At 66.6% G+C, this 24,604-nt stretch carries 21 protein-coding genes; 6 read left to right on the top strand and 15 right to left on the bottom strand.

Going from position 1 to position 24,604, the window contains the following annotated elements; genetic code table 11:
• Positions 1 to 2: 2 nt before the first annotated feature.
• The 12 genes from cydX to WKW79_RS19130 all read right to left on the bottom strand — a co-directional run bounded on the left by cydX (position 3) and on the right by WKW79_RS19130 (position 14,661).
• A complete protein-coding gene (cydX, locus tag WKW79_RS19185) occupies positions 3 to 152 on the bottom strand; it encodes a cytochrome bd-I oxidase subunit CydX (RefSeq protein ID WP_340336784.1) in 150 nt (49 codons plus the stop codon).
• A gap of 34 nt (positions 153 to 186) precedes the next feature.
• The gene (gene cydB / locus WKW79_RS19180; RefSeq protein ID WP_340336783.1) at positions 187 to 1,341 is read right to left on the bottom strand and encodes a cytochrome d ubiquinol oxidase subunit II; all 1,155 of its coding nucleotides are present in this window, start codon (positions 1,339 to 1,341) and stop codon (positions 187 to 189) included.
• A 4-nt stretch (positions 1,342 to 1,345) separates the two neighbouring features.
• Positions 1,346 to 2,944 carry a cytochrome ubiquinol oxidase subunit I gene (locus WKW79_RS19175; protein WP_340336782.1) on the bottom strand — a complete coding sequence of 533 codons (1,599 nt, stop codon included), beginning with the start codon at positions 2,942 to 2,944 and terminating at the stop codon, positions 1,346 to 1,348.
• A 27-nt stretch (positions 2,945 to 2,971) separates the two neighbouring features.
• Positions 2,972 to 4,660, bottom strand: coding sequence for an amino acid ABC transporter ATP-binding/permease protein (locus tag WKW79_RS19170; RefSeq protein WP_340336781.1), 1,689 nt, complete (start codon positions 4,658 to 4,660; stop codon positions 2,972 to 2,974).
• Positions 4,657 to 6,336: a thiol reductant ABC exporter subunit CydD gene (gene cydD / locus WKW79_RS19165; RefSeq protein WP_340336780.1), complete on the bottom strand. Its 1,680-nt coding sequence runs from the start codon at positions 6,334 to 6,336 to the stop codon at positions 4,657 to 4,659. The genes WKW79_RS19170 and cydD overlap by 4 nt, the downstream gene beginning before the upstream one ends.
• A gap of 122 nt (positions 6,337 to 6,458) precedes the next feature.
• Complete coding sequence (locus WKW79_RS19160; RefSeq protein WP_340336779.1) at positions 6,459 to 7,568, bottom strand: acyltransferase family protein; 1,110 nt, start codon at positions 7,566 to 7,568, stop codon at positions 6,459 to 6,461.
• 50 nt (positions 7,569 to 7,618) lie between these two features.
• Positions 7,619 to 8,581, bottom strand: coding sequence for an NAD(P)H-dependent flavin oxidoreductase (locus WKW79_RS19155; RefSeq protein ID WP_340336778.1), 963 nt, complete (start codon positions 8,579 to 8,581; stop codon positions 7,619 to 7,621).
• A 163-nt stretch (positions 8,582 to 8,744) separates the two neighbouring features.
• The gene (locus WKW79_RS19150; protein WP_340336777.1) at positions 8,745 to 10,535 is read right to left on the bottom strand and encodes an acyl-CoA dehydrogenase; all 1,791 of its coding nucleotides are present in this window, start codon (positions 10,533 to 10,535) and stop codon (positions 8,745 to 8,747) included.
• 75 nt (positions 10,536 to 10,610) lie between these two features.
• Positions 10,611 to 11,543 carry an electron transfer flavoprotein subunit alpha/FixB family protein gene (locus WKW79_RS19145; RefSeq protein WP_340336776.1) on the bottom strand — a complete coding sequence of 311 codons (933 nt, stop codon included), beginning with the start codon at positions 11,541 to 11,543 and terminating at the stop codon, positions 10,611 to 10,613.
• Positions 11,544 to 11,560: 17 nt separating this feature from the next.
• Positions 11,561 to 12,310, bottom strand: coding sequence for an electron transfer flavoprotein subunit beta/FixA family protein (locus WKW79_RS19140; protein WP_340336775.1), 750 nt, complete (start codon positions 12,308 to 12,310; stop codon positions 11,561 to 11,563).
• Positions 12,311 to 12,425: 115 nt separating this feature from the next.
• Positions 12,426 to 13,703 (bottom strand): mechanosensitive ion channel family protein, encoded by a 1,278-nt coding sequence (locus tag WKW79_RS19135; RefSeq protein ID WP_340336774.1) that lies wholly within the window; start codon positions 13,701 to 13,703, stop codon positions 12,426 to 12,428.
• 4 nt (positions 13,704 to 13,707) lie between these two features.
• The gene (locus WKW79_RS19130; RefSeq protein WP_340336773.1) at positions 13,708 to 14,661 is read right to left on the bottom strand and encodes a histone deacetylase family protein; all 954 of its coding nucleotides are present in this window, start codon (positions 14,659 to 14,661) and stop codon (positions 13,708 to 13,710) included.
• A gap of 68 nt (positions 14,662 to 14,729) precedes the next feature.
• Here WKW79_RS19130 and WKW79_RS19125 point away from each other — a divergent pair, with 68 nt between their 5' ends.
• Genes WKW79_RS19125 through mltB form a run of 4 tightly spaced genes read left to right on the top strand, consistent with a single transcriptional unit; the run spans position 14,730 to position 19,775 of the window.
• The gene (locus WKW79_RS19125; protein ID WP_340336772.1) at positions 14,730 to 15,650 is read left to right on the top strand and encodes an AAA family ATPase; all 921 of its coding nucleotides are present in this window, start codon (positions 14,730 to 14,732) and stop codon (positions 15,648 to 15,650) included.
• Positions 15,651 to 15,657: 7 nt separating this feature from the next.
• Entirely contained in the window at positions 15,658 to 16,632 is a 975-nt protein-coding gene (locus tag WKW79_RS19120; RefSeq protein WP_340336771.1) for a DUF58 domain-containing protein, read from the top strand.
• Positions 16,626 to 18,614 carry a transglutaminase TgpA family protein gene (locus WKW79_RS19115; RefSeq protein ID WP_340336770.1) on the top strand — a complete coding sequence of 663 codons (1,989 nt, stop codon included), beginning with the start codon at positions 16,626 to 16,628 and terminating at the stop codon, positions 18,612 to 18,614. The genes WKW79_RS19120 and WKW79_RS19115 overlap by 7 nt, the downstream gene beginning before the upstream one ends.
• A gap of 57 nt (positions 18,615 to 18,671) precedes the next feature.
• Positions 18,672 to 19,775 carry a lytic murein transglycosylase B gene (gene mltB / locus WKW79_RS19110; protein ID WP_422823924.1) on the top strand — a complete coding sequence of 368 codons (1,104 nt, stop codon included), beginning with the start codon at positions 18,672 to 18,674 and terminating at the stop codon, positions 19,773 to 19,775.
• On the opposite strand, the gene WKW79_RS19105 is transcribed toward mltB, so the two are convergent.
• Complete coding sequence (locus WKW79_RS19105) at positions 19,753 to 20,634, bottom strand: DMT family transporter (RefSeq protein ID WP_422823923.1); 882 nt, start codon at positions 20,632 to 20,634, stop codon at positions 19,753 to 19,755. The genes mltB and WKW79_RS19105 overlap by 23 nt on opposite strands.
• Positions 20,635 to 20,769: 135 nt before the next feature.
• On the opposite strand from WKW79_RS19105, the gene WKW79_RS19100 reads away from it, so the two are divergent.
• Entirely contained in the window at positions 20,770 to 21,717 is a 948-nt protein-coding gene (locus tag WKW79_RS19100) for a LysR family transcriptional regulator (RefSeq protein WP_340336768.1), read from the top strand.
• Positions 21,710 to 22,339, top strand: a complete 630-nt coding sequence (locus WKW79_RS19095; RefSeq protein WP_340336767.1) for an HD domain-containing protein — start codon at positions 21,710 to 21,712, stop codon at positions 22,337 to 22,339. The genes WKW79_RS19100 and WKW79_RS19095 overlap by 8 nt, the downstream gene beginning before the upstream one ends.
• Before the next feature lie 58 nt (positions 22,340 to 22,397).
• Here the strand turns inward: WKW79_RS19095 and WKW79_RS19090 are convergent, their stop codons facing one another.
• Together WKW79_RS19090 and WKW79_RS19085 are read right to left on the bottom strand one after the other, a co-directional pair.
• Complete coding sequence (locus WKW79_RS19090) at positions 22,398 to 24,128, bottom strand: ABC transporter substrate-binding protein (RefSeq protein WP_340336766.1); 1,731 nt, start codon at positions 24,126 to 24,128, stop codon at positions 22,398 to 22,400.
• A 97-nt stretch (positions 24,129 to 24,225) separates the two neighbouring features.
• Complete coding sequence (locus tag WKW79_RS19085; RefSeq protein WP_340336765.1) at positions 24,226 to 24,534, bottom strand: DUF2160 domain-containing protein; 309 nt, start codon at positions 24,532 to 24,534, stop codon at positions 24,226 to 24,228.
• Positions 24,535 to 24,604: the final 70 nt, after the last annotated feature.

Genomic DNA, 24,604 nt, shown 5'->3' with positions numbered 1-24,604 from the left:
AGCTAAAGCCGTTCCTGCCCCTCCGCCGGCTCCGGCATCCCCAGTTGCTCGCGACGGATCGCCTCGTCATCCATCAGCTCGTACCACATGGCATTGAGCACCGCAAAGGCCGCCGCCAGTGGCAGGCCGAGAATCCAGGAGAAGTACCACATCAGTCGATCCTTTCAGGCGCCTGGAGGCGGATCATCAATACGCATGGCCCGATTCGTCGCGAATGGCATCCGAATCCACCTTGCCCCACAACACCTTGTAGACCCAGCCGGTGTAGGCCAGCACGATGGGCAGGAAGATGCAGGTCGTCACCAGCATGATGAACAGCGTCAGGTGGCTCGACGAGGAATCCCACACGATGAGGCTGGCGTGCGGGTCGAGGGAGGACGGCAGGATGAAGGGGAACATCGAAGCACCCACGCTCAGGATGATGCCGGCGATGCCCAGCGCGGAGCCCAGCAACGCCAGCCCGCCGCGCCGTCCCAGCAGTGCCACCGTCGCGAGCAGCGCGCCCGCAAAACCGAGCACCGGCGCGATCAGCGTCCACGGGTGGGCCGAATAGTTGCCGAACCATGCACCGGCATGCGCAGTTGCCGTCTTGATCAACGGGTTCGACGGACCCAGCGGGTCGACCGTGCTGGTCACGCGATAGCCCGTCACGTACAACAGCAGCAACACGCCGGCCAGCGCGTAGAGCGCAACGGTCGCAAGCGCGGCGATGGTCCCGTACTTGCCGGCCCGCGCCTGCACCGCGCCTTCGGTCTTGAACACCAGCCAGGCCGCGCCATGCATCACCAGCATCGCCACCGACACCAGTCCGCACAGCAGCGCGAAGGGATTGAGCAGGCCGAAGAAGCTGCCTTCGTAGTGGATCTGCATGTCGGGCTCCAGCCGGAAGGGCACGCCCTGGATCGCATTGCCGATCGCCACGCCGCAGATCAGCGAGGGCACCAGCCCGCAATAGAACAGCACCCAGTCCCAGCGCGTTCGCCAGCGCGGGTCCTCACGCTTGCTGCGGAACTTGAAGGCCACCGGCCGCAGGATGATGGCCGTGAGGATCACGAACATCGCGAGGTAGAAGCCGGAGAAAGACACCGCATAGAGCTGCGGCCAGGCCGCGAAGATCGCGCCGCCGCCCAGAATCAGCCAGACCTGGTTGCCCTCCCACACCGGGCCGACACTGTTGATCACCACGCGGCGCTCCAGGTCGGTGCGTCCGGCAAAGGGCAGCAGCATGCCGGCGCCGAGGTCGAAGCCGTCGGTCAGCGCGAAGCCGATGAGCACGATGCCCATCAGCAGCCACCAGATGATGCGCAGCGTGTCGTAGCCGAGGAGTTCATGCAGGATCATGGCGTCACTCCATGGCAGTACGGACAGACGAAGGCACGGCGCGCTGGAACGCCTCGCCGACCACATGCGGCGGATGCTCCTGTTCCGGCCCCTTGCGGATCGCCTTGAGCATCAGCTTCATCTCGATGATCAGCAGGATCGTGTAGATCACGATGTAGCCGCACAGCGTGAGCAGCACCGTCATCGCGCCCAGGTTCGACACCGCCACCGCCGTCGGCAACACTCCCTCGATGATCCAAGGCTGGCGACCGATCTCGGCCACCATCCAACCCGCCTCGATCGCGATCCACGGCAGCGCGATCGACCACACCGCCACCTTCAGCAGCCAGCGATGCCGATCCAGTTGGCGGCTCGCCGACAGCACGAAGAAGGTGCCCGTCAGCAGGATCAGGAACATGCCGATGCCGACCATGATGCGGAACAGCCAGAACAGCGGCGCCACCGGCGGCACGGTGTCCCAGGCGGCCTTCTTGATCTGCTCGTCGGTGGCCTTGCGCGGGTCGTCCACGTAGCGCTTCAGCAGCAGGGCGTAGCCCATGTCCGGCCCGTTGAACTCGAAGGCATCGCGCACGCCTTGCGACACCTTGGTGGTGCTGCCGGCCTCGCGGATCTGCTGCAAGGCGTCGTAGGCCTTCAGCCCTTCGCGGATACGCACCTCGGCGCGCTTGCTCATCTCGTCGATGCCAGGGATCACGGTGTTCAGCGAGCGCGTGCCGATCAGGCCCATCACCGCCGGAATGTGCACCGCATAGTGCGTCTCCCGCGCCTCTTGGTCCGGAAAGCCGAAGACGGTGAACGCGGCGGGTGCCGGGTGCGTCTCCCACATCGCCTCGATGGCCGCGAGCTTCATCTTCTGGTGCTCGCTCGACTGGTAGCCGCTCTCGTCGCCGAGCACCACCACCGACAGCGACGCGGCCAGCCCGAAGGAGGCCGCCACCGTCATCGAGCGCTTGGCCAGTTCCACATGGCGCCCTCGCAGCAGGTACCAGGCCGACACGCCCAGCACGAACACCGATGCGCAGGTATAGCCGGCCGACACCGTGTGCACGAACTTGGCCTGGGCCACCGTGTTCGTCAGCACCGCGGCGAAGTCGCTCACCTCCATGCGCATGGTCTGCGGATTGAAGACCGCGCCGACCGGGTTCTGCATCCACCCGTTGGCAATCAGGATCCACAGCGCCGAAAAATTGGTGCCCAGGCCCACGCACCATGTCGCGACCAGGTGGCCCACCTTCGACAGCTTGTCCCAGCCGAAGAAGAACAGCCCGACGAAGGTCGCCTCGAGGAAGAACGCCATCAGGGCCTCGATCGCCAGCGGCGCACCGAACACGTCGCCGACGTAGTGGCTGTAATACGACCAGTTCATGCCGAACTGGAACTCCATCACCACGCCAGTCGCCACCCCCATCGCGAAGTTGATGCCGAAAAGAACGCCCCAGAACTTCGTCATGTCGCGCCAGATGACACGACCCGTCATCACGTAGACGGTCTCCATGATGGCCAGCAGGATCGACAGGCCGATGGTGAGCGGCACGAAGAGAAAGTGGTACAGCGCTGTCACGCCGAATTGCAATCGCGAGAGTGCAACGATGTCCAGTTCCATGGTCCAACTCCTTGGTTCGAGTCTTCGTCAGTCTGGTCGCAGCGTCTGAAGCGCTGCATCGAATGCCTCCATCCCTCGCCGCAGGTCGGCCACGATGCGGCCATCCCTCAGGCAGACGAGCCGATCGGCGAGCGCTGCCTCGCGCCGCAGGTGCGTTGCGATCAGCAGGCTCCTGCCCGCAGCATGTTCAGCCAGTCGCCGCAACACGTCGTGTGCCGTCGCGGTGTCCAGTGCCTCGGTGGGTTCGTCCAGCACCCACAGGGGCGTATTACGCAGGAAGAGCCGCGCGAGCGCAAGCCGTCTGCCCTGCCCTCCCGACAAGCCCAGGCCGCCTTCGCCCAAAGCTGTCGCCAGGCCTGAGGCCATTCGGCTTACTTCCCCGGAAACCCCCGCCGCATCGAGCACCGACCAGAGGCGCGCGTCGTCGGCCGAGGGGTCGGCAAGCTTGAGGTTGTCGCGCAGGCTGTCCTGGAAAAGTTCGGTGCGCTGTACCAGCAGGCAGGCGGGCGGGCACGTCACGGTGCCTGCGCGCGGCGCCATCTCGCCCGTGATGATGGACAGCAGCGTCGACTTGCCTGCGCCGCTTGGACCGATCAAGGCGACGCGTTCGCCGGCGGCCATGTGGAACGAGAGGCCATCGAACACGTTGGCAAGACTGCCGGCATGGCCTGCCCGCAGTTCTTGCACGTTCAAGTCGGCGGGCATGGACGCGTTCACCGATGCTGGCGATGCAGCGACATCGCCCATGCGAGGACCAAGCCGCTTCGTCGCGAGCCACGTGCGTCCCGCATCGAGCGCGCCTCGGCGCATCGCCGCGAAGGGCTCGACCGCCGTCAACGCGACGAGCAATGCAAGCGCGGCCGCCGGCGCACCGATGGTGCCCTCGCTGACCAGCCAACCCACGGCCAGCAACACGGCGACAAGGCTCAGGGTGCCGCAGGCGCCATAGCCGAAGCCGGCGGCAGTATCGAGACGATTGAGTTCCAGTTCCGCCTTGGCGAGCCGCGCATCCGCCACGGCCAAGGCTTCGCGCTGCGCATCGATTCGCCCCGCCATCACGAGATCGGCCTGCCCCGCAACGAGGTCGATCGCACGCGCCCGCAAGGCCTCGATCGCGTGGCCGCGCAACACGGCGGGCCGCCGCGCGCGTCGCGCGATCCACAGCGCCAGGCCCCAGCCACTCCCGACAAGCCACAAGGCCATCGCGATGCCCAGGCCCACATGCATAAAGCCCAGCACCACGCCCGCCAGCAATGCGGCGCCCAGGGCCGCGAACGCAGGCGCGACCAGCCGCAGATAGATCGACTCCAGCGCATCGATGTCGGCCGTCAGGCGGAACAGCAGGCGCGAGGGCCGCGCGAGCAATGCGTGCGCCGCCTCGGGCTGTGCCCAGCCGCGGAACAGGCGCACTCGCAAGGCCGCCAGCACGCCGAAGGTGGCATCGTGCGTGACCAGCCGCTCCCCGTAGCGCGAGGCCGTGCGCGCAATGGCCAGGAAGCGGATGCCCGCCGACGGCGCGAACACATCGAAGGCCAGCGCCGTGCCCGCACTGAGCCCTGCCAGCGCCGTCGCCGTGATGAACCATCCCGCGAGGCCCAGCAAGGCCATGCCGGTCAGCACCGTCAGCGCCGCCAGCACGATGCCCCACAGCAAGGCGCGCGGCTGCGCGGCAACGAAGGGACGCAGCACCGGAAGCAGGTCGCGCCACCATTTCATGCGGCTTGCTCCATCGTTGCGGCGTCGAGGTCGACCACGCGACCGATGCGTGCCGCGAGCACCGGGTCATGCGTGGCCACGATCAATGTCTTTCCATGGGCGAGGGCAAGCAGCGCGTCGGCCACGCGCGCCGCGGTTTCCGTGTCGAGGTGCGCCGTGGGCTCGTCGACCAGCAGCAGGTCTGCGCCAGCGTGCACCGCGATGCGCGCCAAGGCCAGGCGCACCGCCTCCCCGCCCGATAGCCCGCTGCCGCCCTCCCCCAGCGCCGCGCCCGGATGCGCCTGCGCCACGGACGCCAGTCGCGCGAAACGTATCGCAGCCTGCACCTCCGTCGCACCGATGCCGCGCCGGCCCAGCGCCACGTTGGCCTCCGCCGAGCCCGCGAACACATGCGGCTTCTGCCCCATCCACCCGATGCGCTGTCGCAATGCGGCCGCGGTGCGGTCCGACAGCGCCACGCCACCGATCTCGATCTCCCCGCGCGTCATCGGCAGCAGACCAGCCATCAGCGACAACAACGCGGTCTTGCCGGAACCGCTCGCGCCCAGCAGGGCCACGTGCTCGCCGGCAGCGATGCGAAGCTCGAAGCCCTCGAACAGCGGCGATTCCCCTGGGTGCGAGAAGTGCAGGTCGCGCACGCTCAGCGAAGGTGCGCCATTCGCGTGCACGGTTTCCCCGCTCACCACATGCCCTCCAGGCAGTGCCAACCCATGGTGGCCCAGTTGCTTCAGGCCATTCAACGCAGCCTCGCCCGCGGCGCGGTCATGCCACACCGCCGCCAGGTCGCGCAGCGGCTCGAAGAAGGCAGGCGCCAGCAGCAGGATGAACAGCCCCTGGCCCAGGCTGAGCTGCTCGCCCCAAGTACCGAAGTCCAGCGTGCCCAGTAGATGAAAGCCCACGTACGCCGCCACCATCGCCACACCCAGCGCGGAGAACAGTTCCAGCACGGCCGATGAGAGGAACGCAATGCGCAGCACGGCCATCGTGCGCTGCCGCAGCGACTGCGCGGACGCATCGAGCCGCTCAGCCGTGGCATCCACCGCGCCCAGCGCGCGCAAGGTCGCGAGGCCACGCAGGCGGTCCAGCAGGAAGGCGTTCATGCTGCCCATCTCCACCATCTGCGCCTTGCTCGCCGCCAACGCACGCATGCCGATGATGGCCATGAACACCGGGATCAATGGCGCCGCGACCAGCAGCACCAGCGCCGCCACCCAGGACAGACTGGCCACCACGGCCGCGATGGCGAGCGGCACCACCATCACGCGCCAACGCGCCGGTTGATAGCGCACCAGGTACGGCACCACGGCTTCTGCCTGTTCGGCCATGACACTGGCGGCCAAGCCCGAGGGCGCACGCGTGCGATCCGAAGGCGAGCCGGCCGCCAGCGCTGTCGCCGCGTGCGCCCGCAAGCTCGTCAGGTGGGCCCGAGCCTGCGCAAAGACCCGGCGTGCTCCCCAGGCTTCGCAGGCGCTGCGCAACAGGCCCAGCAACAGGATGCCCAGCGCCGGCCACCCGACCGCCGCCATGCCGCGACCCGATGCGAGTCCGTCGACGGCCCAGGCCAGCAAGGCGGCCTGCGGCAGCCACAGCAGCGCCGCAACACCTTGAACGGCGCTGCCGATCTTTTGCGAGGGAAGCGATTGCAGGTGCGGGCGCTGCGAGGGTGGCGGTGTCATCCGTCGGCGGAGTGTTTCACAGCCGCGCAGCGTGCACCGTCCGGATGCCGCGTGCAACATGCCGTTCGCCGGGTTGCGCACCCCGTTCAACGGCCTCGAGGCCGCACCGCCTCATGAAGGCATCAAAGCGCCGTCAGCATCCCGCACAACACCAGGCCGCCAAACAGGACCAGCAACGTGCGCCATGTCGCCGGCCGCTGCTCGACCTGCGCATACAGCACCGTCGCGGCTCCCAGCGACAGCGCCACCGCGCCCAGCAATCCGAGCGCGTCGCCCCAGGCTGTGCGTGGCGCCCAATGGCTGACCACCGCGTTGACCGCCAGGATCACTGAAAAGTGGATCAGAAACAGCGAGTAAGAGATCCGCCCCAGACGCAAGAGCGGCATCGCCACGGTCGGCCAATGCTTCGGCGCGAGCCAGCCCCGTCGATCCGCCAGCACGATGGCGAGCGCGGTCACCAATGCCACCGCGATGCGGCTGCGCCACTCGATGGCCAAGGCCACCAGCCCCACCGTGCCAAGCAGTGCCACGGCGCTGCGCCAGGCGATGCCGCGCGTCGCGCGGCCGATCCAGAAGCCGAGCATCCCCAGCCCATAGGCCCCGAAGAAATAGATGGCGGTGATGTCGAGTTCGGCCTGGCGGTTGAACACCAGCAAGGACCCAAGCACCAGGACCGCGACCAGCATCGCACCCAGCCAGCGACCTTGTGCAAGCGTCAGGCGCCAATGCCGCTGCACCACGCCGGCAAGTCCGAACACCGCGATGGCCAGCGCGAACAACTGGAAGTCGATCGCCACGTACCAGGCACCCGCGGACAGTGCCTCGTAACCCAGCAGGTCCTGAAGCAGGAGCCCATGCGCAATCAGTTGCGGCAGGCTCGGTGCGCCCGGCACGGCTTCATCGTCGAGCCAGGGCCGCACCGCTGCCGCCACCAGCACCGTACAGGTGAGCGCCGCGAGGTAAGGCATGACCAGGCGCCCATAGCGTTGCCAGAGCGCGCGCATGGCCGGCCGGTCGCTGCGCAGCAGGCCCGCGGGCGCCAAACTCGCGGCGGAGAGGAAGCCGGCGATCACCAGGAAGACCTGCACCGCCAACCGGCCTTGCTGCGAAAGCCAGTCGAACAACCACGGCGCGAGCGGCGCCGCGCCATCGGCCAGCGGCCCGTAACGAACCAGGTGGTGCCCGACGATGAGCAGGCAGGCGACGCCCTTGACGGCGTCCAACAGTGGCATTCGCCCGGCCGCTGGTTGCTGCGGCAAGGTGGCCACTGCGAGTCTCCCGGTCAGAGCGCGAGGCGCTTGCGGGCGGCGAAGTATTCCGCCTTGAGCTTCTCGATGTAGGCAGCGGCCGTGGCCACTTCCTTGATCGCGCCGATGCCCTGGCCCGAGCCCCAGATGTCCTTCCAGGCCTTGGCCTTGCTGCCTTCGCCGCCGCCGAAGTTCATGGTCTTCAGGTCGCCTTCGGGCAGGTTGTTCGGGTCCATGCCGGCCGCGACGATCGACGGCGCCAGGTAGTTGCCGTGCACGCCGGTGAACAGGTTCGAATAGACGATGTCGTCGGAGCTGCCGGCGACGATGGCGTTCTTGTATTCGTCACTCGCGCGCGCTTCTTCGGTCGCGATGAAGGCGGTGCCGATGTAGGCGAAGTCGGCGCCCATGGCCTGCGCGGCCAGCACCGCGCCGCCGGTGGAGATCGAGCCCGACAGCGCGACCGGGCCATCGAACCATTCGCGGATTTCCTGGATCAGCGCGAACGGGCTCTTCACGCCCGCATGGCCACCCGCACCGGCCGCCACGGCGATGATGCCGTCGGCGCCCTTCTCGATCGCCTTGCGCGCGAACTTGTCGGTGATGATGTCGTGCAGCGTCACGCCGCCGTAGCTGTGCACCGCATCGTTCACGTCGGTGCGAGCGCCGAGCGAGGTGATGACGATCGGCACCTTGTACTTCACGACCATTTCCATGTCGTGCTCGAGCCGGTCATTGCTCTTGTGCACGATCTGGTTGATGGCAAAGGGTGCGGCGGGCTTGTCGGGGTTGGCCTTGTTGTAGGCGGCCAGTTCCTCGGTGATCTCGGCGAGCCAGTCCTCGAGTTGCGCAGCGGGGCGAGCATTGAGCGCCGGCATCGAGCCGACGACGCCGGCCTTGCATTGGGCGATCACCAGCTTGGGGTTGCTGATGATGAACAGCGGCGAGCCGATGATGGGCAGCGGCAGGTTGGCGAGGACGGGAGGGAGCTTCGACATGGTCAGGGTGTCTCAGGGAATTTGGATGAATGCGAAAGCGGACTTCCGGACGCAGAGGACGCGAAGGTTTCGCGAAGGACGCAAAAGGAACACCAAAAATTATGGAATTTCTTTCGCTTCCCTCGCGTCACCTTCGCGTCCTTCGCGGCCGGCTGCCCGTATTTCAGAAGGCTTCGAGTGCCAGCGCCGTCACGCTCTCGGCGCCGTCGACGATGCTGTCGCGGTAGCCAGGCGCCTTGTTCAGGATGTGCTCGGCGTAGAAGCGTGCCGTCGCGACCTTGGCCGTCATGAAGGCGACGTCGTTGTTCTGCGAGGCGAGGTCTTCCGCGATGATCAGCGAGCGGGCGAGTTGCCAGCCGGCGACCACATTGCCCGCGAGCATCAGGTACGGCACGCTGCCGGAGAACACGGCGTTGGGCGAGCCCTTGGCCTGGCTCACGACGAAGTCGACCACGTCGAGCAAGGCTTCGCGGCCTGCCTTCAGACGCTTGAGCATCGAGGCCGACGCGGCGCTGCTGCGCTTGGCGAGTTCGGCCTCGGTCTTCTCGATCTGCGCGGCGATGGCCTTGGCGGTCGCGCCGCCATCGCGCATGGTCTTGCGGCCGACCAGGTCGTTGGCCTGGATCGCGGTCGTGCCTTCGTAGATCGTCAGGATCTTGGCATCGCGCAAATGTTGCGCCACGCCGGTTTCCTCGATAAAGCCCATGCCGCCGTGCACCTGCACGCCCAGAGATGCGACTTCCAGGCTCATCTCGGTGCTGTAGCCCTTGACCAGCGGCACGAGGAAGTCATAGAAGGCCTCGTTCTGCTTGCGCGTGTCGGCTTCCGGATGCTTGTGCGCGGCGTCGTAGGCGGCGGCGGCCACGCTGGCCATGGCCCGGCAGCCTTCGACATACGCACGCATCGTCATCAGCATGCGCTTGACGTCGGGGTGATGGATGATCGGCGCGCTGGCCTTGATCGAGCCATCGACCGGGCGGCTCTGCACGCGCTCCTTCGCATAGGCCACGGCCGCCTGGTAGGCGCGCTCGGCGACCGCGATGCCCTGCAGGCCCACGCCATAGCGGGCCACGTTCATCATGATGAACATGTACTCGAGGCCGCGGTTCTCCTCGCCGACGAGGTAGCCCACCGCGCCGCCATGGTCGCCGTATTGCAGCACTGCGGTCGGCGAGGCCTTGATGCCCAGCTTGTGCTCGATGCTGACGCAGTGCACGTCGTTGCGATCGCCCAGCGAGCCGTCCTTGTTGACCATGAACTTGGGCACGATGAACAGGCTGATGCCCTTCACGCCCTCCGGTGCGCCGCTCACGCGGGCCAGCACCAGATGGACGATGTTCTCGGCCATGTCGTGCTCACCGTAGGTGATGAAGATCTTGGTGCCGAAGACCTTGTAGGTACCGTCGGGCTGCGGCTCTGCGCGGCTGCGCACCAGGGCCAGGTCGCTGCCGGCCTGCGGCTCGGTCAGGTTCATGGTGCCTGTCCATTCGCCGGCGACGAGCTTCTCGAGGTAGGTGGCCTTGAGTTCATCCGAGCCGGCCATCAGCAATGCCTCGGTGGCACCGTCGCTCAGCAGCGGGCACAGGGCGAAGCTCATGTTGGCCGAGTTCAGCATCTCGGTGCAAGCCGCGCCGATGGTCTTGGGCAGACCCTGGCCGCCGAAGTCGGCGGGATGCTGGATGCCTTGCCACCCACCTGCGGCGTACTGCGCGTAAGCATCCTTGAAGCCGGCGGTGGTCGTGACCTTGCCGTCCTTGAACGACGACGGGGCGCGGTCGCCCTCGACGTTCAGCGGTGCGATCACGTCCTGGTTGAAGCGCGCGCATTCTTCGAGCACGGCTTGTGCGGTTTCCAGGCCGGCGTCTTCGAAACCAGGCAGCTTGGCGACTTCAGCGATGTTGGCCAGGTGTTCGATGTCGAACAGCATGTCCTTGAGGGGGGCGGTGTAGCTCATTTGTTGTCTCTCCTGGGATGACGTAAAAAAGGCATCGCGAACGATGCCCTTGAGGACGATTTCAGCGGTGGAGGATCAGAGCGCCTTCACCAGTTCCGGCACGGCCGTGAACAGGTCGGCCACGAGGCCATAGTCGGCCACCGAGAAGATCGGGGCTTCTTCGTCCTTGTTGATCGCGACGATCACCTTGGAATCCTTCATGCCGGCCAGATGCTGGATCGCACCCGAGATGCCCGCGGCGATGTAGAGCTGCGGCGCGACGATCTTGCCGGTCTGGCCCACTTGCCAGTCGTTCGGTGCGTAGCCTGCGTCGACGGCTGCGCGGCTGGCACCGAGGCCGGCGTTGAGCTTGTCGGCGAGAGGCGCCATGACTTCCTGGAACTTCTCGGCGCTGCCCAGTGCACGGCCACCGGAGACGATGATCTTGGCGGCGGTGAGTTCAGGACGCTCGCTCTTCGTGACTTCACGGCCGACGAAGGTCGACTTGCCGCTGTCGGCCACGCCGGCTGCGTTCTCGACGGCTGCGCTGCCACCCGTGGCAGCGGCTGCGTCAAAGCCCGTGGTGCGCACGGTGATGACCTTGGTCGCATCGGCGCTCTGCACCGTGGCAATGGCATTGCCCGCGTAGATCGGACGCTCGAAGGTGTCGGCGCTCACGACCTTGGTGATGTCGGAGATCTGCGCCACATCGAGCTTGGCGGCCACGCGCGGTGCGACGTTCTTGCCGTTGGCGGTCGAGGGGAACAGGATGTGGCTGTAGTTGCCGGCGATGGCCAGGACTTGCGCGGCGACGTTCTCGGCGAGGTTCTCGGCCAGGCTCGGGCTGTCGGCCACGATGACCTTGGAGACGCCTGCGATCTTCGCGGCAGCGGCACCGGCTTCGGCGGCATTGGCGCCGGCCACCAGCACATGGACGTCGCCACCGCAGGCGGCTGCGGCGGTCACGGTGTTGAGGGTCGCCGGCTTGACGGTGGCGTGGTCGTGTTCGGCAATGACGAGTGCGGTCATGTTCTTGTCTTTCCTCTTCAGATCACTTTGGCTTCGTTCTTGAGCTTGTCCACCAGCGTGGCAACGTCGGGCACCTTGATGCCGGCGCCGCGCTTGGGCGGCTCGCTGACCTTCAGGGTCTTCAGGCGCGGCTTGACGTCGACACCGAGGTCTTCGGGCTTGAAGGTATCGAGCTGCTTCTTCTTGGCCTTCATGATGTTGGGCAGCGTCACATAGCGCGGCTCGTTCAGGCGCAGGTCGGTGGTGATGACGGCCGGCAGCGTCAGCGAGATGGTTTCGAGGCCACCGTCAACTTCACGGGTCACGTTGACCTTGTCCCCAGCAGCCTCGACCTTCGAAGCGAAGGTGGCTTGCGGCAGGTCGGCCAGCGCAGCCAGCATCTGGCCGGTCTGGTTGGCGTCGTCATCGATGGCCTGCTTGCCGAGGATGACGAGTTGGGGTTGTTCCTTCTCGACCAGCGCCTTCAGCAGCTTGGCCACGGCCAACGGTTGCAGTTCTTCGGCGGTCTCCACCAGGATGCCGCGATCGGCGCCGATGGCCATCGCGGTGCGGAGCGTTTCCTGGCACTTGGCATCGCCGCAGGAGACGGCGATGACTTCGGTCACGATGCCCTTCTCCTTCAAACGCACGGCCTCTTCGACGGCGATTTCGTCGAAGGGATTCATGCTCATCTTGACGTTGGCGATGTCGACGCCGGAACCATCGGACTTGACGCGAACCTTGACGTTGTAGTCAACGACCCGCTTGACCGCTACGAGAACCTTCATTGGTTTGACTCCTGGGATTTATGAAAACAGGGGAATTACTTCTCAGCGCAACCGCGCATTCTAGGCGGCTGGCACTTCGCAATCTTTAAAAACGAACGATCGTGCTTTTTAGTGATTATAGGCGAGTGTCGGCCGCAGGTGAAGCGCTATTTGCGATGTTCTCGACGAGCACCCGTCGTTGCGCCTGGGCGATGTCGATGCCGGCGCTCCGCAGCCCCTGGAGGATCGCGATGTTGATGTCGGAGCGCAGGTTGTCCTTCCCGCGGTCCGGATCGGCGACCCAGAAATTCAGCGTGAACTCCATGCCATCGGGCGTGAAGTTCATGAGGAAGGCGATCGGCGCAGGATCACCGAGCACGCGTGCCTGCGCCGAGGCCGCCGCCGTCAGGATGCCCTGAACCTGCGCCACGTCGCTGCCGTAGCCGACCACGACGCTGGTCGTGAGGTTGAAGCGGCGATCGGCCAGCGAGAGGTTCTCGACGCGGCTCGTGATGAGCGACTCATTCGGCACGATGGCCTCGCGCCCGTTGCCCGCGCGGATGAGCGTGTAGCGGGTCTTGATGTCGGTGATGCGGCCTTCGAAGGTGTCGACCTTGACGTTGTCGCCGATGCGGATCGAGCGCTCCAGCAGGATCACGAAGCCGCTCACATAGTTGGCTGCCAGCTTCTGCAGGCCAAGGCCGAGGCCTACGCCAAGCGCGCCACCCAGCACCGACAACGCCGTCAGGTCCACCCCCACCGCCGACAGCGCGAACAGCAGGCCAGTGAGCAAGAGAAACGCCCGGATAGCATTCGACGCCACCTTGCGCATCGACAGATCGGTGACGGCCTCCTGCAGGATGCGCTTCTCGATGGTGGCCGAGATCCACAGCGTGATTACCAGCACCAGGGCGGCGGAGAAGATGCCGTCGAAGATGGTGCGCACGCTCACGCGGGTCTTGCCGAAGGACAGCGTGATCGCATCGAGTTCGGCCAGCACCGGCGGCAACAACCCGACGATCCACAGCACCGCCGCGATCCATGCAAGCCACGAAATGGTGCGCTCGATCAGGCTGACCAGCGTGGACCGCGGGAACACCGTCTTCAGCACGCGCGCGAACAGGCGGATGGCCACCAGCGACAGCAGCACCGGCACGGCGATCCGCAGCAGCAGCACGGGCTGGTAGCCCATCACGGCGCGCCGCGCGAGGTCGCAGAACAGCAGCGCCAGCAGCGGGAACAGCAGGCCGTCGAAGGTGTACCGGCCGAACCAGATCGATTCCTTGGGCTGGTCGCGGCCGAACCAACGGCAGATGGCCCAGGCCAGTGCCAGGCAGGCGATCAGGGCCGCGAGTTCGACGGAGATCGTGCGAAGCTGGATTTCGCCGAGGAGTTGACTGAAGTCGCCGAGCATCTACCTACAGATCCGCGAGCGTCCGCACATGCGCTTCCACGCTGCGTGCCAGCGCACCGAGGTTGTAGCCGCCTTCCAGCATCGACACGATGCGGCCATCCGCGTACTGGCGCGCCACGTTGCGCACGCGATTGGTGATCCAGGCGTAGTCGTTCTCGTTGAGGCGCATCTGGCCGAGGTCGTCCTCGTGGTGCGCGTCGAAGCCCGCGCTGAAGAAGATCATCTGCGGCTTGAAATCCTCCAGCCGCGGTATCCACAGCATCTCGACCACCTCTCGGATGTCCATGCCCTTGGTGTAGGCCGGCACCGGGATGTTCAGCATGTTCGAGGCCGCATGCTCGGTGCCGCTGTACGGATAGAACGGATGCTGGAAGAAGCTCACCATCAGCACGCGCGGATCGTTGGCGAGGATGTCCTCGGTGCCGTTGCCGTGGTGCACGTCGAAGTCGACGACGGCCACGCGCTCCAGGCCGTGCGCCTCCAGCGCATGGCGGGCCGCGATGGCGACGTTGTTGAAGAAGCAGAAGCCCATGGCCTGCTCGCGGCACGCATGGTGGCCGGGAGGACGCACGGCGCAGAATGCGTTCTCGACCATGCCACTCATGACTGCATCGACGGCGGCCACGGCAGCCCCCGCCGCCCGCCGCGCGGCCAGCATGGTGAACTTCATGAGCGAGGTGTCGGGGTCGATCTGCGCATGGTCAGGGCCGCCCGCCGGCACGTCGGCCACGAGGCGCTGGCTCAGTTCCTCGAGGTGTTCGACATGCTCGACACTGTGGGCCCGCGTGATCTGCGGCAATGTGGCAATGGGGACATCGATGCGCTCGAGCGCGTCGCCAACGCCGGAGGCCAGCAGTCGGTCCTCGATGGCGTCCAGGCGCGCGGGGCATTCCGGGTGCCCTTCGCCCATTTCATGCTTCCAGAAATCGCGATGAATCAAGTAACCGGTCTTGGCCATGTCTCTCGTCGACCTTTTGCAGCCAAGGGCTGCCAGCCTTACGGTATGGTTTGCATATGGATACAAAAATGGACGTCGCAGCGAAGCTCGCCAGTTTGCTCTTTCAGCTTAACACGGTGATCGTTGGCAAGGAGGCCCAGGTACGCGATTGCGTGGCCTGCCTGCTGGCCGGTGGGCACCTGCTGATCGAGGACGTGCCCGGGGTCGGAAAGACCACGCTGGCGCATGCGCTTTCTCATACCTTCGGGCTGCAGTTTTCACGGGTGCAGTTCACCGCCGACCTGATGCCGGGAGACCTCTCGGGCGTGGCCATCTACGACCGCGGCCAGCAGGCCTTCGTGTTCCACCCCGGACCGATCTTTGCGCAGGTGCTGCTGGCCGACGAGATCAATCGCGCCAGCCCCAAGACGCAAAGTGCGCTGCTGGAGGCCATGGAAGAGAAGCAGGTCACCATCGAAGGCGAGACGCGGCCCCTGCCCACGCCCTTCTTCGTGATCGCCACGCAGAACCCGCACGACCAGCTCGGCACCTTTGCGCTGCCGGAGTCGCAGCTCGACCGCTTCCTGATGCGCATCTCGTTGGGCTACCCGGACCGCGCCGCCGAACGCGAGTTGCTTGCCGGCGCCGACCGGCGCGAGATGCTGGCCAGCCTCCCGGCGCTGCTGAGCGCCGAGGAGCTGACCGCGTTGCAGCAGCGCGTGCAGCAGGTGCATGCCGCCGATCCGTTGCTCAACTACGTGCAGGACCTGGTCGCCGCCACGCGCAATGGCCGCTGGTTCCTGCAAGGCCTGTCGCCACGCGCAGGGATCGCGGTGCTGCGCGCCGCCAAGGCGCAGGCGCTGCTGGCCAACCGCGACTACGTGGCGCCCGACGACGTGCAGGCCGTGCTGCCGCAGACCGTGGCGCACCGCATGACGCCGGTGGGCGATGCGGGCCGGGGCGCGGTCGAGCAGGTGCGCGCCATGATTGCGGCCGTGCCCTTGCCATAGGACGAGGATGAACCCGGCAGCGGCCATGCGCCGTCGCATCGATGGCTGGTTCCTCACGCGGCGCGCACCATCGGACACGGTCGAACTCACGCAGCGCAACGTCTACATCGTGCCCTCGCGCGCTGGCTGGATGCTGGCTGCCACCCTGGTGGTGCTGCTGATCGGCTCGATCAACTACCAGCTCAACCTGGGCTACCTCCTGACCTTCCTGCTGGCCGGCAGCGTGGCCGTGGGCATGCATGTGAGCCATGCCACCCTGCGCGGTCTGGCGATGCACCTGGTCGCGCCGGACCCGCACTATGCAGGCGCGGCGGCGGTGTTTCGCGTGGTGCTGCACAACGCGCGGCGCGGCGTGCGTTACGGCATCGGGCTCAGCGTGCGCGGCAGCGGGCAATGGGCCTGGGCCGACGTGCCCTCGCAAGGCAGCGAAACGGTCGAGGTGGCCTTCAGGCCGACGACGCGCGGCCTGCATCCGGTGCCGCCGCTCACTGCGGAGACGCGCTTTCCGCTCGGGACTTTTCGCGTGTGGACGGTCTGGCGGCCAGCCGCGAAGGTGCTGGTGTACCCGGCGCCGGAAATGCATCCGCCGCCGCTGCCGCCGGGCGAGCCGATCGCGGGCCACGAGGCGGCGGCCGTGGTGGCCTCGCAACTGGCCGGCGAATACGACGGGGTGCGGGCCTACCGTCGCGGCGATCCGTTGAAGCTGGTGGTCTGGAAGAAGGCCGCGCGGGCGCAGGCCACGGGCTCGAACGAACTGGTAAGCCGCGACACCCAACAGGCGCAGCGCCAGGAACTCTGGCTCGATGCGCAAGCCGCCGGCCTGGCGGACACCGAGGCGCGCATGTCGAGGCTGTGCGCCTGGGTGCTGATGGCGGACCGGCTCGGGGTCGACTACGGGCTTCGCATCGGCGCGCTCAGCGTGAAGCCCTCGCAGGGCGAGGCGCATCGGCGGCGCTGCCTGGAGGTGCTGGCCACATGCTGAAAGCACTCCAGCAACTCCGCGCCCTGCCCCGCGATGCGCGCGACACGCTGTTCCTGCTGGCGGTGATCGCGCTGATCGTGCTGCCGCAAGTCGGCAACCTGCCGCTGTGGTGCAGCGGGCTGACCGCAGTGGTGCTGGTGTGGCGCGCCACCCTGGCCGTGCAGGCCCGGCCGCTGCCCGGCCGATGGTGGATCGGCACGCTGCTGGCCGTCACGCTGGCCGCGACCTTCGCGACGCACCGCACGCTTTTGGGGCGCGATGCCGGCGTGACGATGGTGGTGATTTTGCTGGCGCTCAAGACCCTCGAATTGCGCGCGCGACGCGATGCCTTCGTCATCTTCTTCCTGGGTTTCTTCGCGATGCTCACGAACTTCTTCTATTCGCAATCGCTGCTGACGGCGCTCGCGATGCTGCTCGCCTTGCTCGGCCTGCTGACCGCGCTGGTCAACGCGCACATGCCGGTGGGCAGGCCGCCCTTGCTGCAGGCGGCGCGCACGGCCGGATGGATGGCACTGCTCGGCGCACCAATCATGCTCGCGCTGTTCATGCTGTTTCCGCGTTTTGCACCGCTGTGGGGCACGCCGGGCGATGCCATGGCGGGGCGCAGCGGGCTGTCGGGCTCGATGCGCGTGGGCGCGATCGCAGAGTTGGCGCTCGATGAGTCCATCGCCGCGCGGATCCGTTTCGAAGGTCCGCCGCCTCCCCAGCGCGACATGTACTTCCGCGGGCCGGTGCTGGGCCGCTTCGACGGTCGCGAGTGGAGCGTGCTGGAAGCCTGGGCGCGCGGCTCGGTGCCTGCCAACCTGCGCGTGGAAGGCACGCCGGTGCGCTACGAAGTGACGATGGAGGTGAGCAACAAGCCCTGGCTGCTCATGCTCGATGCGGCGCGGACCAAGCCGGAAGTGCCCGGCTACGAGTCCTTCAGCATGCCGGACCTGCAATGGCTGCTGAACCGGCCAGTCAATGACCTGCTGCGCTATCGCGCCGAAAGCTATACGCAGTACCAGAGCGGCCCGGTGCGGCGAACGACCGGCCTGCAGACCTACCTGGGCCTGCCGCCGGGCTCCAATCCACGCACCGTCGCGCTGGCCGCGAAGATGCGCGACGAGATGCCCGGTGCCGACACGCGCGCCTTCGTCGAGGCCGCGCTGCAACGCCTGCGCAGCGGCGGCTACACCTACACGCTCGACCCCGGCATCTTCGGCGACAACACGGCCGACGAATTCTGGTTCGACCGCAAGGAAGGCTTCTGCGAGCACATCGCCTCGTCCTTCGTGGTGCTGATGCGGGCGCTGGGCGTGCCGGCGCGCATCGTCACCGGCTACCAGGGCGGCGAACCCAACCAGGTCGACGGCTACTGGGTGATTCGACAAAGCGACGCGCATGCGTGGGCCGAGGTCTGGCAGGAAGGCAGCGGCTGGGTGCGTGTCGATCCCACGGGCGCTGTGTCGCCGGGCCGCATTGGCTCGCTCAACCGGCTGGCGCCGCAGCCTGGATTCTTCGCGGGCGCCATCGGCACCATGAGCCCGACGCTGGCGCAGAACATCCGCGCCGCATGGGAGGCGGTGAACAACGGCTGGAACCAGTGGGTGCTCAACTACACCCAGAGCCGGCAACTGCAATTGCTGAAGAACATCGGCTTCGATGCGCCCAGCCTGCAAGACCTGGCCACCGTGCTGATCTGGCTGCTGGTGATCGTGAGCACCGGCGGCGCCGCCTGGACACTGTGGGAGCGCAGCCAGCATGACCCGTGGCTGCGGCTGCTGGGCAAGGCGCGCGCACGCTTGAAGAAGGCTGGGCTGGACCTGCCCGACGCCACGCCGCCGCGCCAGATGGCCGCGCGGGTGAGCGAGCGTTTCGGGCCCGGCGGGCAGGCGGTGCGCGACTGGCTGCTGCGGCTGGAGGCACAGCGCTATGCCAGGACGCCAGTCACCGAACTGTCGAGGTTGCGCGCCGAGTTCCGTCAGCTGGCCTGGCCGTGATGAAACTGACGGCGGCGGTCGCTGAGTCAGGCCGCCGCGCCCTCACAATCCCATCCCATGCGACGACTGATCTCCCTTGCCCTGCCGACCGCGCTCTGTCTGACCGTGGCCTGCCTCGCCCTCCCCGCAGCCGCCGCCCCCAAGGCCAAGGCCCACGCCAAACCCGCCGCCGCTGAAAAGCAGGCCACCGCCGTACGTGGCGGCCCGACCTATGCCGCGCGCGACGACGCGATGCAGTTCGCCGACGAAGTGGCCGCGCGCCGCAAGCTCGACCCGGAGTGGGTTCGTGCCACCATCGGCAGCGCACGCATGCTCACGAACGTGCCGCGCCTGATGCTGCCGGCGCCCAAGGGCTCCCCGAAGAACTGGGCCGCCTACCGCGCCCGCTTCATCGACCCAGTGCGCATCGCGGCCGGCGTGCGTTTCTGGCGCAGCAACGCCGACACGCTGGCACGCGCCGAGAAGGAGTTCGGCGTGCCGGCCGAGATCATCGTCGGCATCATCGGCGTGGAGACGATCTACGGACGCAACATGGGCAGCTTCCGCGTGATCGATGCGTTGTCGACGCTGTCCTTCGACTTCCCGCAAGCCCATCCGCGCGCGGCCGAACGGCAGGCCTTCTTTCGCGAGGAGCTCGAAAGCTTCCTGAGCACCGAGAGCCGCACGCACCAGGACCCGATGCAACCGCTCGGCAGCTACGCCGGCGCCATGGGCATGCCGCAGTTCATGCCGAGCAGCCTGGCGAAGTATGCGGTGGACTACGACGGTGACGGCCGCATCGACCTTGTCAGCAACACGGTGGACGTGATCGGCTCGGTGGCCAACTATTTCAAGGCCTTCGGCTGGACGCGCGGCATGCCCTCGACCTTCCCGGTGGGCTTCGACGAGGCGCGGCTGCAGAAGGCGACGCTGCTGGCGCCGGACATCGTGCCGACGTTCAGCGCCGACAGCTTCGTCGCGGCCGGCGCGGTGCTCGATGCGGACGCCGCCGGCTTCAAGGGCCTGCTCGCGCTGATCGAACTGCAGAACGGCGGCGATGCGCCGACCTACGTGGCCGGCACGCAGAACTTCTACGTGATCACGCGCTACAACTGGAGCAGCTACTACGCGATGTCGGTGCTCGACCTGGGCCGTGAAGTCAAGATGGCGATGGAACAGTAAGCGCGGGCCTTGCACCGCGCGATGGCAGCGTGACCCACAAGGCGGCGGCCACGATGAGCAAGCCGCCGATCCAGCCGAGCGGCCGGATGTCCTCGCCGAGCCAGTGCACCGCCACCAGCGCGCCGAAGACCGGCTCGCTGCCCATCAGCAACGACACGCGACTCGGGCTGCTGCGCGCGGCCGCATGGTTCTGCGCGAAGAAGGCGAAAACTGTGCAGGCCAGGACCAGCCAGGCCATCGCCCACCAGAAGCCGGAGGCCGTCGGCAAAGGCGCCAGCGAGCCCTTCGATTGCCCCAGCGCCAACAGCAATGCGCCGATGGCGATCACGCCGGCCTGCACCGCCGTCAAGGTGAGCGCCGGCAGCGCATGCCGCCCGGCCAGCCGGCGAGTGAGGCAGACCATGCAGGCGCGCAGGCAAGCGGCGAGCAGCATCAGGCCATCGCCCCATCCCAGCGACATGTCGGCCGGCGAGGTCAGCGACAGCATGGCGGCGCCGACCGCGGACACTCCCGCCGCCCAGAACATCCGTGCCTGCGGCCGTTCGCCGAGCAGCCACCACTCGGCCAGCGGCGTGATCGCGACGCAGAGGCTGATGAGGAAGGCGGCATTGCTGGCCGCGGTCAGCGACACGCCGAAGGTCTCGCACACGAAGATGGCAAGCAAGTTCGCACCGAGGATGCCGGCGACGACCAGTCCCTTGCGCGCCTGCACGCCGAGTAAGGGCTTCAGCGCCGGCAGCAGCACGATGAAGGTCAGGCCGAATCGCAAGGCCAGGAACTCCAGCACTGGCAACTGTTGCGTGGCCGTCTTGGCCACCGCATAGCTGCTCCCCCATACGGCTGCGACCAGCAGGAGCATGAACTCCGCACCGCCCAATCCGACCCACCGCGACCTTCTGGAAACCATCCCTTGCCCTTCAATGAATTGAGGGTCGATTTTTCCGGGCGGCATGCTGGCTGACTAGACTGTGTCTCCGAACAAGACTCTTGCGCCATGGGAACGAATGACTTCCTGAAGGTACTGCCCGAGATGGTGAGCTTCACGCGCGTCGCCGAACTGGGCAGCTTCTCCGCAGCGGCCAGCCTGCTGGGGTTGACGCCGTCCGCCATCAGCCGCCATGTCGCGCGCCTGGAGAAGGAACTGGGCGTGCAGTTGATCGTGCGCACGACGCGGCACCTGCGCCTGACCGAAGCGGGCGCCGAGGCCTTCGCGCGATGCAGCGAGTTGGTGAAGGCCGCGCAGGAGACGATGGGGATCGGGCAGCAATACACCAGCGCGCCGCGCGGCAAGGTGCGGATCAGCGCGCCCAAGGCATTTGCCCGGCATGTGCTGCATCCGCACATCCTCAGCTTTCTCCAGCGCTACCCGGAAGTCGACGTGCAGCTCATCGTGAGCGACCGCGATGTCGACCCCGTTCGCGAGGGCGTGGACCTGGTGGTGCGGCTCGCGCAGGATGGAACGGAGGGCTTGGCGTCGCGGCCGTTGATGACGGTGGAGACCATCCTGTGTGCCACCCCCGATTGCCTCGCGCGTGGCGACGCCATCACGCATCCGCACGACCTTGTGCTGGACAGTTGCCTCTCGCTCGGCGAGCATGAGCGCGACAACCACTGGTGCTTTCGCAAGGGGGACGAGCATGCGGAGGTCGTGGTGCAGGGGCGCTACGTTGCCAACCACAGCGAGATTCGCCTCGACGGCGTGCTCGCCGGCCTGGGCATCGGCTGCCTGCCGGACTTCGTGGCCAGACAGGCACTGGACGATGGCGCCATCGTGCGCGTGCTGCCGGAATGGGACTTCGAATCGAACTACCAGGGCCGGGCCTGCGTGATGTATCCGCCGAACCGCTTCATGGTGCCGAAATGCCGCGTGTTGATCGATCACCTGGCCGAGGCGCTCGGCGAGCCGCCTGGTGCCAGGTCGAAGGATCGTCGACATGGATGACCTTGTGCTGCATCGCTTCTGGTCGGACGCGCTGGCGAGGGTTGGCATCGCGGAGACGCCTTTCACCGGACAGCTGTTCACCGAGTTGTGCGCGCACTATCGCGAGGCCCATCGCGGCTATCACACGATGCAGCACCTTGCGGAATGCCTGTCGCTGCTTCAACTGCACATCGCTGAGGCGGAACATCCCGGCGAAGTCGCGCTGGCACTGTGGTTCCATGACGCGATCTACGACGTGCCCGGACACGACAACGAAGAAAGAAGCGCCGATTGGGCACGCGATGCCCTCATCGCCGCCGGCCTTTCGAAAGACGCCGCGCAACGCGTGCATGCACTGGTGATGGCCACGCGGCACAGCGCCATTCCCGAAGGCCGCGACGCCTGCCTGCTGGTGGACGTCGACCTCGCGATCCTCGGTGCGCCAGCGGAGCGCTTTGCGGAATACGAACGGCAGATCCGCGTGGAATACGCCCACGTCCCGCCCGAGGTGTTCGAGCCGCGCCGGCGCGCGATCCTCTCGCAGTTCCTTGCGCGCGAACCGCTGTTCCAAACCCCGGCGATCCGTGCGGCGCGCGAAGCGCAGGCACGCGTCAATCTCCAAGCTGCCATCACCCGTTCATAGCCGCCCATGAAAAAAGCCGGTGCACCGCACCGGCCTCGTCACACAAGCGCGATGGGGATCAGCGCACCTTGCCTTCCTTCCACGCGGTCAACAGCTTGTTGTAGTCGATGGTCTCGCCCTTGGGCTTTTCGTTCGCGAGCTTCTTCCACGGCGCGTGGTCGTCGCTCAGCATCTTGGCCGGGTCACCCTTCGGCGCGAGCTTGGGCGCGCACTTGGCCATGCCGGCGCGTTCCAGGCGGCCCATCACCTGGTCCATTTCCTCGGCCAGGTTGTCCATGGCCTTCTGCGGCGTCTTCTCGCCGGTGACGGCCTCGGCCACGTTCTTCCACCAGAGCTGCGCGAGCTTCGGATAGTCGGGCACGTTGGTGCCGGTCGGCGTCCAGGCCACGCGGGCCGGGCTGCGGTAGAACTCGACCAGGCCGCCGTACTTGTTCGCGTTCTGCGTGAAGTAGTCATGCTTGATGTCGCTCTCGCGGATGAAGGTCAGGCCCACCACCGACTTCTTGGCCGACACCGTCTTCGAGGTCACGAACTGCGCGTAGAGCCAGGCGGCCGCGGTCTTGTTGGCATCGTGGCCCTTGAAGAAGGTCCACGAGCCCACGTCCTGGTAGCCGTTCTGCATGCCCTGCTTCCAGTACGGGCCGTTCGGGCCGGGGGCCATGCGCCACTTGGGCGAGCCGTCGGCGTTCACCACCGGCAGGCCGGCCTTGGTCATGTCGGCGGTGAAGGCGGTGTACCAGAAGATCTGCTGAGCGATCTGGCCTTGCGCGGGCACCGGGCCGGCTTCGCCGAAGGTCATGCCCATGGCTTCCTTGGGCGCGTACTTCTTCATCCAGTCGATGTACTTGGTGAGCGCATAGACGGCGGCCGGCGAGTTGGTGGCGCCGCCGCGCGACACGCTGGCGCCCACCGGCGTGCATTTGTCGGCTGCGACCTTGATGCCCCATTCGTCGACCGGCATACCGTTGGGGATGCCCTTGTCAGCCGTGCCGGCCATCGACAGCCACGCATCGGTGAAGCGCCAGCCGAGCGAGGGGTCCTTCTTGCCGTAGTCCATGTGGCCGTAGACGGGCTTGCCGTCGATGGTCTTCACGTCGACGCTGAAGAACTCGGCAATGTCTTCATACGCGCTCCAGTTGAGCGGCACGCCCAGATCGTAGCCGTACTTGGCCTTGAACTTGTCCTGCAGATCCTTGCGCGCGAACAGGTCGGCGCGGAACCAGTAGAGGTTGGCGAACTGCTGGTCGGGCAGCTGGTAGAGCTGGCCGTCCGGTGCGGTGGTGAAGCTGGTGCCGATGAAGTCCTTCACGTCGAGGCCGGGGTTGGTCCACTCCTTGCCCGCGCCACCCATGTATTCGGTGAGCGACATGATCTTGCCGTAGCGATAGTGCGTGCCGATCAGGTCGGAGTCGGAGATCCAGCCGTCGTAGATCGACTTGCCCGACTGCATCGAGGTCTGCAGCTTCTCGACCACGTCGCCTTCCTGGATCAGGTCGTGCTTGACCTTGATGCCGGTGATTTCCTCGAAGGCCTTGGCCAGCGTCTTGGATTCGTACTCATGCGTGGTGATGGTTTCCGACACCACCGAGACTTCCTTGACGCCCTTGTCCTGCAGCTTCTTCGCGGCGTCGATGAACCACTTCATCTCGGCGGCCTGCTGGTCCTTGCTCAGGGACGACGGCGTGAATTCGCTGTCGATCCATTTCTTGGCCTCGGCCTCGCCGGCCGACGCACTGTGCGCGGCGAACATCGCCGCCGCCAGAGCCAATGCCGTATAGCGCATCTTCATGAGTTGTCTCCTCGTTGCTGTGTGCCGCCCCAGCCGGTTGAATCTCGCTCGGCCCTGGGGCGGCAGGGAGCCGGATTCGTCACTGAAAAAAGGCGCGTCAGCCCTTGCGCATGACCACTGCCAGCACGCCCATCGAAAGCACGAAGCTGATCCAGATCGAGGGCTCGGATTCCAGGCCCATCCATTCCTGCAACAGGCCCGCGATGCCGATGAAGATCAGGTTGACGTAGGCCGCCGACAGCAGGCCGATGAACAAGCGGTCGCCGCGCGTGGTCTCCATCGGCAGCCAGCCCTTGCGCATGACCGTAGGGGACTTGAGTTCCCATACGGTCATGCCGACGAGCATCAGGGCGATGCAGGTGAAGAAGATCGCCACGGGTGTGGTCCAGACCATCCAGTCGAACATCCAATTTCCTTTCTCTTTGCTCCTTCCCCCTCCGGGGGAAGGTCGGGATGGGGGCATGCGCCACGACAGG

This window comes from Variovorax robiniae (genome assembly GCF_037889955.1).
GTDB lineage: Bacteria > Pseudomonadota > Gammaproteobacteria > Burkholderiales > Burkholderiaceae_C > Variovorax > Variovorax robiniae.
This window is presented reverse-complemented; position numbering and strand designations above follow the sequence as displayed.